Annotated in this window: 9 protein-coding genes; 4 read left to right on the forward strand and 5 right to left on the reverse strand. The window is 65.3% G+C overall.

The genetic code is table 11. The features are described 5' to 3' along the window. Positions 1 to 35: 35 nt before the first annotated feature. From CVM73_RS33090 to CVM73_RS33100, 3 genes are all read right to left on the reverse strand, one after another. Positions 36 to 1,388: an MFS transporter gene (locus CVM73_RS33090; RefSeq protein WP_167407194.1), complete on the reverse strand. Its 1,353-nt coding sequence runs from the start codon at positions 1,386 to 1,388 to the stop codon at positions 36 to 38. A gap of 319 nt (positions 1,389 to 1,707) precedes the next feature. After that, a complete protein-coding gene (locus CVM73_RS33095; protein ID WP_100235965.1) occupies positions 1,708 to 3,657 on the reverse strand; it encodes an SGNH/GDSL hydrolase family protein in 1,950 nt (649 codons plus the stop codon). Between the two features lie 86 nt (positions 3,658 to 3,743). After that, a complete protein-coding gene (locus CVM73_RS33100) occupies positions 3,744 to 4,826 on the reverse strand; it encodes a lysylphosphatidylglycerol synthase transmembrane domain-containing protein (protein ID WP_100235966.1) in 1,083 nt (360 codons plus the stop codon). Between the two features lie 431 nt (positions 4,827 to 5,257). On the opposite strand from CVM73_RS33100, the gene CVM73_RS33105 reads away from it, so the two are divergent. Continuing rightward, the gene (locus CVM73_RS33105) at positions 5,258 to 5,764 is read left to right on the forward strand and encodes a YciE/YciF ferroxidase family protein (RefSeq protein WP_100235974.1); all 507 of its coding nucleotides are present in this window, start codon (positions 5,258 to 5,260) and stop codon (positions 5,762 to 5,764) included. A 134-nt stretch (positions 5,765 to 5,898) separates the two neighbouring features. Continuing rightward, positions 5,899 to 8,298: a bifunctional diguanylate cyclase/phosphodiesterase gene (locus tag CVM73_RS33110; protein WP_100235967.1), complete on the forward strand. Its 2,400-nt coding sequence runs from the start codon at positions 5,899 to 5,901 to the stop codon at positions 8,296 to 8,298. Positions 8,299 to 8,301: 3 nt separating this feature from the next. On the opposite strand, the gene CVM73_RS33115 is transcribed toward CVM73_RS33110, so the two are convergent. Next, positions 8,302 to 8,736: a hypothetical protein gene (locus CVM73_RS33115; RefSeq protein ID WP_100235968.1), complete on the reverse strand. Its 435-nt coding sequence runs from the start codon at positions 8,734 to 8,736 to the stop codon at positions 8,302 to 8,304. Between the two features lie 65 nt (positions 8,737 to 8,801). Between CVM73_RS33115 and CVM73_RS33120 the strand changes: the two genes are divergently transcribed. Then, positions 8,802 to 9,383 carry a hypothetical protein gene (locus CVM73_RS33120; RefSeq protein WP_100235975.1) on the forward strand — a complete coding sequence of 194 codons (582 nt, stop codon included), beginning with the start codon at positions 8,802 to 8,804 and terminating at the stop codon, positions 9,381 to 9,383. 12 nt (positions 9,384 to 9,395) lie between these two features. Here the strand turns inward: CVM73_RS33120 and CVM73_RS33125 are convergent, their stop codons facing one another. After that, positions 9,396 to 10,739 (reverse strand): aminotransferase-like domain-containing protein, encoded by a 1,344-nt coding sequence (locus tag CVM73_RS33125; protein ID WP_100235969.1) that lies wholly within the window; start codon positions 10,737 to 10,739, stop codon positions 9,396 to 9,398. A 188-nt stretch (positions 10,740 to 10,927) separates the two neighbouring features. Between CVM73_RS33125 and CVM73_RS33130 the strand changes: the two genes are divergently transcribed. Next, positions 10,928 to 11,164, forward strand: coding sequence for a DUF1127 domain-containing protein (locus CVM73_RS33130; protein WP_167407195.1), 237 nt, complete (start codon positions 10,928 to 10,930; stop codon positions 11,162 to 11,164). Positions 11,165 to 11,746 lie beyond the last annotated feature (582 nt).

Raw genomic sequence — 11,746 nt, forward strand, 5'->3', positions numbered from 1 at the left:
CGTTGAGTTGCCTGGTCAAGCTCCCATGGGAGCTCTCAGGAGGAACGTTTGAGCGTCACCCGCTCGATCTTGCCGACGATGACGAGATAAGCGAAGGCGGCCACCAGCGCGTTGGCGCCGACGAACACCAGCGCGCCGTTGAAGGAGCCGGTCGCGGCCAGGATGTAGCCGATCACGATCGGCGTAGTGATCGAGGAGAGATTGCCGAAGGTGTTGAACAGGCCGCCTGAGACGCCGCCGGCTTCCTTCGGCGAGGTGTCGGAGACCACCGCCCAGCCGAGCGCGCCGATGCCCTTGCCGAAGAAGGCGAGCGCCATGAAGCCGACCACCAGTGCCTGGCCGTCGACATAGTTGCAGGCAATGATCGACATCGACAACAGCATGCCACCGACGATCGGGATCTTGCGCGCCAAGGTCAGCGAGCCGGTCCTGCGCAGGATCGCATCCGAGATGATGCCGCCGAGCACGCCGCCGATGAAGCCGCACAGCGCAGGCAGCGTCGCGACGAAGCCGGCTTGCAGGATCGACAGCCCGCGCTCCTTGACGAGGTAGACCGGAAACCAGGTCAGGAAGAAATAGGTCAGCGTGTTGATGCAGTACTGGCCGAGATAGACGCCGAGCATCATGCGGTTGGAGAGCAGCTGGCGGATGTGGTCCCAGCCGGAGCCGGCCTCGGGCGCACGCTCGCGCAGCAGATCGTCCTTGGGCGCGTCGAGATCGACCAGGGCGCCGCCTTCCTTGATGTAGTCGAACTCCGCCTCGTTGATCGAGGGATGCTCCTTCGGACCGTAGATGGTCTTGAGCCAGACGAGACCCATGACGATGCCGAGCCCGCCCATCACGAAGAAGACGAAGCGCCAGCCGTAGCTGTGCGCGATCCAGCCCATCAGCGGCGCGAAGATCACGGTGGCAAAATACTGCCCCGAATTGAAGAAGGCCGAGGCGGTGCCGCGCTCGTTGCCCGGAAACCAGGCCGCAACGATGCGGGCATTGGCGGGGAAGGACGGCGCTTCCGCGACGCCGACCAGGAGGCGAAGCGCGAACAGCACGACGACGGCAGCGCCGGCGCTGAGGAAACCGACCCAGCCCTGCATCAGCGTGAACAGCGACCAGATGATGATGCTGAAGGCATAGACGAGGCGCGAGCCGTAGCGGTCGAGCAGCCAGCCGCCCGGCACCTGTGCCACGACATAGGACCAGCCGAAGGCCGAGAAGATCCAGCCCATGGCGACGGGATCGAGATGCAGCTCCTTGGAGAGCGCGGGGCCCGCGATCGACAGCGTGGCGCGGTCGGCATAATTCACGGTGGTGACCAGGAACAACATGGTCACGATGAACAGCCTGACGCGAGACCTTCTCACGTCCGCTGCGGACACCACTGCGCTCATCATGCGCCTCCTTAGAACTCGAACATTTCCTCAGTCCGACTCCTAGAGGCGCGCGCGGCGAAGTGTCCAAGTTGAAGGGAGTATCGATCGATGCCGTTTTTGGATTGATGGAACGGCAGGTGGGGGGAACGATGCTGGCGTGACGAGAATGTGCGAGCGATGGTGATGCGCGAGATTATGCCGCGCGTCCCGCTGTCATTCCCCGCGAAGGCGGGGAATCCAATACGCCGCGGCTTCTCGATTCAACCATCGCTGTCACGGAGTACTGGATCGCCCGCCTGCGCGGGCGATGACACCGAGTGTGTGGAGGCGGCACGGACTACTGCTGCGCGCTGGGCAGCAGCTGCGGCAGAAACCCGCGTGTCACGTTCGGCGGCACCGCATCGAGCCCGAGCACGGCGCTCGCGGCCGGCAGCGCCGCATCCGCCATCGCAGCGTGGCCTTCCGCACTCGGATGCACCGCGCCGCCATAGACGGCGGAGAGCACGCCCCAGGTCGCGTCGTGAATGTCGGTCGGCTGGCTCGCCGCCGGCAAGCCTTGCGGATAGGTCATCGCAGCAAAATAGCTGTCATTGGCGTCGCGGATCCAGCGCGCGCGGGGCAGGTAGGCGCGATATTCCGAGGCGCCGCGGCCGCACAGCATCGGCTGGCTCGCCGCGCTGACGATATCAGGGTTGAAGCTTTGGCCGTTCTCGGCAAAGCAGCTGCGGTCGAATTCGGGATCGTTGCCCGAATGGGCGCAGAAGCCGTGATCGGCGAACGCGGCCTGATGCGCGTCGACGAAGGTCATGCGGTCGGCCTCGGGATCGCGGCACAGCGCGCCACGGGTGCAGGTGGCGAGCCCCTTCAGCTGCGGCAGGAATTCCGTGTCGACGAAGCTGGAGACGCGGGCGCGGCGCTGCGGATCGGCGTTGAAGGCCGGATGGATATCGAAGCCGGCACGGCCGCCGCGGCAGGGCGCGCCGCCGTCGGCGAGCGCAGGATTGGCGTAGGAGACATAGACCACGTGCGAGAGGTCGCCGCCGACGAGCGGCTTCAGCGCCTCGCGCAGCTTGACGAAGTTCTGCGGCAGCTCGCGCTGTAGCGCATCGCGGGAATCATCGACGCTCGCCATCACGCCGGAGCGGCGGAACAGCGTCCGCTCGGTCGCGGTGTCGACGATGACGTCGGCGACCAGGCCGGAGAAATAGACGTCGTTGGCGCCGACCGACAGCAGCACGAGATCGAGCGTGCGGTCGGGCTGGCGTTTCTTCGCCGCGGTGACTGCTTCGCGCAGCTCGGCGACTTGGGCGGTCACGCTGGTGTTGCAGACGCCGGTCTTGCCGGGCGGGCATTCGCGGGCGCGCTGCGAGCCGAGCAGCCCGTCGCCAATGCTGGCGCCGGTGCAGGCGAGCGGCAGGTAGGTCACGGCGATATGGGTGTAACGCACGGCGAGCGCCAGTGCGGTGCGCGTCTGGTAGCTGTACAGCGAGCGGTGGCAGGGCGCGTTGAACCAGAGCGCGCTGTAGCGTTGCCAGTTGGCGAGCGTATCCGGCGCCTCGCAGGCGCGGCCGCCCTTGAAGCCGTGGCGGCTCGGCCGGTAGTACTGTGCGCCGGCGGTGCCGAGATAGGAGCGGAAGCAAAAGCCTTCGTCCGACAGTGCCAGCGGCCGGTCCGGATTGCCCTCGCCGGAGGCGATGCTGTCCCCGAGACCGGCGACGAAGATGTCGCGGACCTGAATCTCGGTCTGGACCCGCTGGGTCGGATCGGAGCCGGCGGAGACATCGACGGTCGCAACCGTCTGCTTGCCGTAGCGGACGCGCAAATTGATCGGCTCGGCGCAGTCGAAGGTCGAGGCTTGCGGTCCGTCGCCGTCGTCGAACGACCAGGCGCAGGTGGCGCCGACCGGCACCGCGCCGGTCAGGCGTACCGTCACCGGATGGTCGATCGGTGTAATGTAGTTCTCTTTGACGTTGTCGCGGGTGCAGGGCTGGTTGACCCGGCCCTGAAGGTCGATGCACAGGCGGTTGACCATATTGCGGGCCCAGCCGCGGCCCTCGCTCTGGAGCTCCAGCGATTGTTCGGCGGCAAGGATGCTGCGGTTACGCGCGTTCTCGACATGGAGCAGAAAGTCGCGCTCCTCGCGGAACAGCCGGAAGCGGTTACGTACCTCCCAGGAAATCTGCATGGCGCCGTCCTGCGCGGCGGCCGGCCCGGAGGGCAAAATCGTCAGCAGCCCGACAAGCAGCAGGGCGCCTGCGGAGAGGGTTTTGAGCGATGATCGGAACATGGCCCGCGTTTTCAACGGCAAAGTTGAGGCGGAAATAAGAGAGGATTGCCTTCCCGCCGGCAACCCCTCCGGCTGCAGATCGCAGCCTATCGTTTATTGGCCTGCCGCAGCAGCCGTTCGCGCTCCATCGGTGTCACCTGCTTGGGCAGGTTGGCCTGGGCGCAGGCCTCCGCCAGCCGCCGCCGCTCCTGCCAGGGCTCGACCACGTTCATCCAGAGCTCGCGCGTGCCCATGATGGAGATGGCGAGGCCGAACGGGATCACGAAATAGAGCAGGCGGAACACCAGCAGCGTTGCCAAGAGCTGTTCGCGGCCGAATTCGGGCAGCGCCACCAGCATGGCGGCATCGAACACGCCGATCGAGCCGGGCGCGTGGCTGGCAAAGCCGATCAGGGTCGCCAGAATGAACACGACGGCGAGCGACATGAAGTCGATCGGCGGGTTGGCCGGCATCAAAAGGTACATGGCCGTGGCGCAGAAGCCGAGATCGACCACGCCGATCAGGATCTGCACCAATGTCAGCGGTGCCGAGGGCAGCACCACCTTCCAGCCTTTCTGGCCGAGCTCGCGGCGCTTCTCGCCCATGCAGAGCCAGACCAGATAGGCGCCGATCGAGGCGAGGCCGCCGAGCGCGATCAGGCGGTTGATCGACGATGGGAGCTGATCCATCGAGGAGGCGGCATCCGGATGGATGGCCATGCCGATCGAGAGCACGAAGATGTTACCGAGCCAGAAGGTCAGGCCCGACAGGAAGCAGATTTTCGCGACGTCGATCGCGTTCAGCCCGTAGTCCGAATAGATCCGGAAACGGATCGCTCCGCCGGTGAAGACGGTGGCGCCGATGTTGTGGCCGATCGAATAGGACGTGAAGCTGGAGAGCGCCGCGATGCGATAGGGAACGTGCTTCTTACCGATCGTTCGCAGTGCAAAAAAGTCGTAGAAGGTCAGCGTACAGAACGCGAAGAAGACGCAAATCGCCGCCAGCCCGATACTGCCGCGGGGAATCTCGGTCAATGCGGTCAGGATGACCCCGGTATCGATGCCCTTGAGGGTCCGCACCAGCGTGGTGATCGCGAAGGCGATGATGAAGACGCTTGCGGCAATGCCGAGCCGTCGCCAGCCGATCCATCTCTTGAAGCCGCGTTTCAACGCGGGCAGCAGTCCGTGCATTCATCCTCCCGGCGGGGGGCAAAGACCGACCGGGCCAGGCATTGGCCGGTCGGGCGCGATTACGGCCAAAGGCAAGCATCGATCGCTAGGCATGATCCAGCTCATTTAAGGCAAAAACAGCGGCTTGTGCAGCCCTTGACAACAATAGGTTCTGCGTTGGACCGGCCACTTTTGTCATACGCGGTTCATATCGGCTGCGCGTTAAGCATATGAGTCGTGAAACTGGCTCCGCTCGCGCGCTTGGTGTGCCACCCATGATCTCAAATCCTGGCGTCGTCCGCATTGTTCCAGCGCAAGCGGTTATCGGCCTTTTTGGAACGTCGATGCCGCGTGCCCGTTAGGCTCCATCAGCAATCGAACATGGCGGAATAATGCGGCTTCTTGAGCAAGCCGGCGCCTCCGTGTTCCCAAAACCCGAGAGGATCGGAACGATGGGACTGTTCACAAAGGACATCAAGACCATGAACGACCTGTTCGTGCATCAGCTCCAGGACATCTATTACGCCGAGCAGCAGCTCACCAAGGCGCTGCCGAAGATGGCAAGCAAAGCCACAGATCCGCAGCTGAAACAGGGCTTTTTGACGCACCTTCAGGAAACCAACCAGCACGTCACACGACTTGAGGAAGTGTTCAAGATGCACGGTATCGCCGTGAAGGCGGTCGACTGCCCAGCCATCGACGGCATCATCGAGGAAGCCGACGAGACCGCCGGCGAGGTTGCCGACAAGGCTGTGCTCGACGCTGCGCTGATCAATGCGGCCCAGGCCGCCGAACATTACGAGATCGCCCGTTACGGCAGCCTGATCGCCTGGGCCAAGCAGCTCGGCCGCAACGACTGCGCGGCGGTGCTCGCCAAGACGCTCGAGGAAGAAAAGGCGACCGACAAGAAGCTGACGGCGCTCGCGGAGAGCAAGGTGAATCTGCGCGCGGCGAGCTAGCAATGAGTGCGTGTGAGGATGAACAATGTGAGTAAACACACACATCTTCCATTCACCATTCCCGGAACAGGCTCGTAGCCGGTTACCGATCGTCCACCTCTGTCGGCTCAAGTGCGGGTCGATAGGGGTCGGCAATGTATCAAGTTCTCTACTGCCTCACTGACGAGCACGATTGGCGTCTCGTCGCCCTTGGCGGGGCGGTGTGTCTGCTCGCCAGCGCGGCGGCGATCAGCCTGTTTCAGCGTGCACGCGCCACGCACGGCCCCGGGCGTCTGGCCTGGATTGCCCTGGATGCGGCCGTCAGCGGATGCGGCATCTGGGCGACGCATTTCATCGCGATGCTTGCCTACGGGCCGGGCGGCGCCGGCGCCTACAACATCCCGGTGACAATTCTCTCGTTGATGCTTGCGATCTCCGTGACCTTCGTGGGGCTGAGCATCGCCGTATCGTCGTCGCGCCTGGTGTGGATCGTTCTCGGCGGCGCCATCGTCGGCACGGGTGTCGCGGCGATGCATTACACCGGCATGGCGGCGCTGGAGATGCCGGCACGGGTGGATTGGATTGGAAGCACGGTTGCCGCCTCGGTGCTGTTCGGCATTCTCTTCGCCGCGCTCGCGTTGTTCGTTGCTGCCCGAGGCGACGATATTCGCCACGCGCTGAGCGCGACCATCCTGCTCACGGTCGCCATCGTCGCGCATCATTTCACAGCGATGGGCGCGGTGCTGCTGACGCCGGACCCGACGCTCGCGATCAGCGGGCTCTCCATCCCGCCGGCCTCGCTGTCCTTCCTCACCGCCGGCGCTGCGGTCGCGATCATCGCGATTGCGCTCGTGGCCGCGCTGCTCGACCGCCGCGCCAAGGGCGAATTGGGCCGCCAGCAGATCGTGTTGGACAGCGCGCTGGAGAACATGTCGCAGGGGCTGTGCATGTTCGATGCCGACGGCAAGATCATCCTGTTCAACGAGCGCTATGCCGCGATGCTCCGTCGTACCGACATCCTGCTCACCGGCCGGCTACTGATCGACGTGCTCAGGGAAGAGCAGGCCAAGGGCCAGTGGCAGGGCGACGCCGATGAATTCTTCGCGCGCCTCATCGCCGACGCACGCGAGGGCCGCACCACAACCGACGTCGTCAACCGGTTCGGCCGCTCCATCCGGGTCGTCAACCAGCCGATGCAGGGCGGCGGCTGGGTTGCGACCTTCGAGGACATCACCGAATGGCTGGAGGCACAGGCCAAGATCTCGCACATGGCGCGCCATGATGCGCTGACCAGCCTGCCGAACCGGGTGCTGTTTCACGAAGAGCTCGAGCAGGGGCTGCGTCGGACCAAGTCGGGCGACCAGCTCGCCGTGCTTTGTCTCGATCTCGATCACTTCAAGGACATCAACGACTCGCTCGGCCATCCCATCGGCGATGCGCTGCTCAAGGAGGTCGGCCGCAGGCTGAAGGCGACCGTCGGCGAGAACGACACCGTGGCGCGGCTCGGTGGCGACGAGTTCGCGGTGGTCCAGATCGGACGTTCCGAGGAGACCGCTGCGAGGTCCCTTGCCGGGCGCCTCGTCGAGGTGATCTCGGCGCCTTACGAGATCGACGACCATCAGATCGTGATCGGCGTCTCGATCGGCATCTCGCTGTCGCCGCAGGACGGTAGCAATCCGGACGAGCTGTTGAAGAACGCCGATCTTGCGCTCTACCGCGCCAAGGCGGATGGCCGCGGCACCTATCGCTTCTTCGAGACCGGCATGGATGCGCGCGCTCAAGCGCGGCGCCTGTTGGAAATGGATCTGCGCGCGGCGCTGCAACGCGACGAATTTCAGGTCTATTATCAGCCGATCCGTGACGTCGCCAGCGGTCGCGTCGTTGCCTTCGAGGCGCTGTTGCGCTGGAACCATCCGCAGCGCGGGCTGATCGCGCCCATCAACTTCATTCCGCTCGCCGAGGAGACCGGGCTCATCGTTCAGCTCGGTGAGTTCGTGCTGCGCTCCGCCTGCACCGACGCAACCACCTGGCCCGACGACGTCGATGTCGCCGTCAATTTGTCGCCGGTGCAGTTCAAGAGCCCGAACCTGATCGCGTCCGTGACCGAAGCGCTGGCCGTCTCGGGACTTGATGCGCGCCGTCTCGAGCTCGAGATCACCGAATCGGTGCTGCTCCAGAACAGCGAGGCGACGCTCACGACCCTTCACGAGCTGCGTGCCATGGGCGTGCGGATCTCGCTCGACGATTTCGGCACCGGCTATTCGTCGCTGAGCTATCTGCGCAGCTTCCCGTTCGACAAGATCAAGATCGACCGCTCCTTCGTGTCGGAGCTGGCGACGCGCGAGGATTCCATGGCGATCATCCGTGCGGTGACCGGCCTCGGCCGCAGCCTCGGCATCGTCACCACGGCGGAAGGCGTCGAGAACGACGTGCAGCTCGAGCTGCTCCGGCGCGAAGGCTGCACTCAGGCGCAGGGTTATCTGTTCAGCAAGCCGCGGCCGGCGTCCGACGTGGCGATGATGCTGGACCGCCCGCGGCTGCGCGCGTCGGCGTAAGGGTCAGCCGCGGCGCAGCGCGAAATGCGCGCCGCAGAACGCCATCACCGCACCGAGGCACAGGGCGGCAAGCCCGGCGAGCACGCCCGAGACGGTCGGGATCGGGCTCGGCGCCGAGGCCGCCTGGCCCGCGCCGGCAAGCAAGAGCACGCCGACCGCGATCAGGAATTGCCGCATCCGTTGCGGGATCTGGCCGGAGACGGCGCTCTGCATCAAGCTCGCCGTGAAATAGCCGCCGGAGAAGCCGACCGTGGCAATCAGCCACCAGGCGATCGCCGCGCCCGCGGGGATGTACTCATGCGTGTCGGAGCGCCAGAGTCCGCCGAGGTCGAGCCCGTAGCGTGCGCCCAGCATGTGCACCGCGAGCGCCAGCAGCACGCCGGAGATCATCGCGGCGCCGAGAATCAGGCGGCGCGGAAAATAGGTCGTCTCAGCCATGCCTCGCTTGTAGGATGGGTGGGGTCGATCGCGCAAGCCGATCGCGAATGGGATCAATGAGCGAGATGCGGGGAGCCGAAGCTGGTTCGACCACGAGCTACGCCTACAAGGCCTCGCTGATCGGCTCGGCGCACCGCTTCGAGCTGACGGAGGAGGGACTGTCCTGGCACGTCGCCGGACGCTCCGCGCTGTGGCGCTACGACGAGATCTCCGCGATCCGGCTGTCGTTCCGTCCGGTCTCGATGCAGCAGCACCGCTTTCGCGCCGATATCAGCCGCGCTGGCGGCGGCCGCATCGCGATCCTGTCGACGAGCTGGCAGACCGCGGCCCTGATGGCGCCGCAGGATGGCGGCTTCCGCGATTTTCTCATCGAGCTGCATGCGCGGATGGCGAAAGCGGGCAGCCGCGCGGAATTGACCGCTGGCCTCGGCCGCACGACCTATGCAGCGGTGCTGGCATTGCTCGCGGGGCTGGCGGTGGCAATGGCGGGGCTGTTGATCCGCGCGCTTCTGATCGGCGAATTCGCCGGCGTGCTGTTCATTCTCGGCTTTGCCGCGCTGTTCGCCTGGCAGGTCGGCGGCTTCGTCCGGCGCAACCGGCCGCGGAGCTACAGTTTTGATTGCGTGCCGAAGGCCTTGCTGCCTTAGTCTTCACGCACGCTACTCCGTCGAGTCAAAATCCTCTTCCTTGGTGCCGAGCAGCGAGACGATGGTGCGCAGGCCGGAATCGAGCTGCTCGGGCGAGGGCGGGGCGAGCGCGAGCCGCACCGCGTTCGGTGCATGGCCATGCGCGATTGCGAAGGTCGAGGACGGCGTCAGCGCGATGCCGCGCCTGGCTGCTGCGGCGACGAAGGTCTGCGAGCGCCAGTGCGGCGGCAGCGTCAGCCAGAGATGATAGGAGCGCGGATCGGCGGCGAGCTGGTAGCCGGCCAAGAGCCTCGCGACGGTCTGCTGGCGGCGCGCCGCATCGATGCGCTTCAGCCGGGTCAGCTCGGCGACGGTGCCGTCGGCCATCAGCCGCTGTCCGGCCGCGAGCGCATGGCCGGAGGCGATCCAGCCGCCGGTGCGGACGGCGCTCATCACGCTTTCGCGCAAGTGAGGCGGTACGACGAGGATGCCGAGCGCAAGGCCAGGTGCGACCTTCTTGGACAGGCTGTCGATCACGATGCAGCGGTCGGGCCCGAGCGCGGCCAGCGGCGTGTCGTCGGCGAGGAAGCCGTAGACGGCGTCCTCGATGATGGTGAGATCGAGCTTTTCGGCAACGCGCATGATGTCGGCGCGCCGCGCTGCGTTCATGGTGACGCCGAGCGGATTCTGGATGATGGGCTGGAGATACAGCGCCGACAGGTGGGCCTCGCGATGCGCTTTCTGGATGGCGTCGGGACGCGCGCCGAATTCGTCCATCGGAATCGGGACCAGCGTCACACCGAGCCGCGCGGCGATGCTCTTGACGTAAGGATAGGTCAGCGCCTCGACACCGCAGCGGCCACCGGTCGGAACGAGCGCCGCAAGCGCGGCCGCGAGCGATTGCTTGCCGTTGGCGGTGAAGAAGATCTGCTCGGCCTGAGGCGCAAAATCGTTGCGCGCGAGATAGGCCGCGGCAGCAACGCGCGCGCTCTTGGTGCCGGTGCTGGTCGACACGCGCAGCGCGGATTCGAGCGCGTCGATGCGCTCGAGCCCCGCAAGGCTCTTGGCGATCATCGCCCATTGCTGCGGCAATAGCGGATAATTGACCTCGAGATTGATGCGCGCGTCGGCCGGCTCGTTCATCGTTTCGACTTCGCGCCTGACGTCGCCGGAGATGAACGTGCCGCGCCCGACCTCGCCGACCACGAGCCCACGGCGGAGCAATTCCGTATAGACCCGGCTCGCGGTCGAGACCGCAATGCCGCGGTCATAGGCGAAATTGCGCTGCGGCGGCAGCCGGTCGCCGGGCCTTAACGTGCCGTTAGTGATATCGGCCGCAATGGCATCGGCAAGCTTCACGTACTCGAACTTGGACATTATTGCACCGAGAGCAATCTTTTACTTGCTCCGAGGAGTGTACTGGAGCATTTAGGTTCCATCAAGTTCCGCGATTGAGCCGAGGAGAGCGAGAGCAATCCCACGGCAAAATGAGGTGCAGACGCCCACAAGCGTCGGCGCCAACGGCACCTGCTTCGCCGCGCGGGACGACAGGCCGGAGAAGAAGAATGACCACGATCTCGCAAACTGCCGGGCGGTCTTTACGCCCATCCTCATCGGGCGGATTTTTCACTGCGCTCGCCCATGCCGCCTCTGCGCTGTTCAATCGCCTCGAGCGCCGCTCCGCCGTCAAGACGCTGAACGAGCTCGACGACCGTGCCCTGCGCGACATCGGCATCACGCGCAGCCAGATCGAGGATGCGGTGTACGGGCAGTTCAAGACCGAGCTGTCGCGGTATCTGTAAGCCACTTCCGGCGCGCTCGTTCCTCGCGTGTCCCGGACGCGCTGCAACGCTCATAAGCGCGTTCACGCGCGTCTTCGACGCGCTATGGCGTTGCGGCGCAGAGCCGGGACCCAGTGTCGCCTCGCGAGTCGCTGTTGCATGGGCCCCGGCTCTGCAGCGCATCGTCGAACTGGACGATGCTTCGCATCGCCAGGGAGACGCTGGGCTGCGTCCGGGGCACGAGAGTCTTGTCATTGGACACACCTTCGCGTTCTCGCGGCTCATCGCGCTCGAGCTTTGCTTCCGTCATCTCACCCTCTGAAATGAAAGAGGGCGCAGGGAAGGCCGGGAGCCGGCTGGCACCCGCGGTCCACTGTGCGAATGTTGGCAGTCAGAAAATCTGCACAGCGGCATACAGGTGTAGCCAGGACATCCCGGCCTTCCCTGCGCAGTGGTTTTACGGCTTATGTCGTGCTCTTGTGTCCGCAAAATCTGCCAGGATGTGCGAACGGGCGGTTCTGACCAACCGCCCGTCGCTGGATCCGAGCCCGTTCGTGCTCAAAGGCCTAGAGCCTGTCGGGGAGCGTGGGACGGATTCGGCGT

Origin of the sequence: Bradyrhizobium forestalis, assembly GCF_002795245.1 — a bacterium.
Classification (GTDB): Bacteria; Pseudomonadota; Alphaproteobacteria; order Rhizobiales; family Xanthobacteraceae; genus Bradyrhizobium; species Bradyrhizobium forestalis.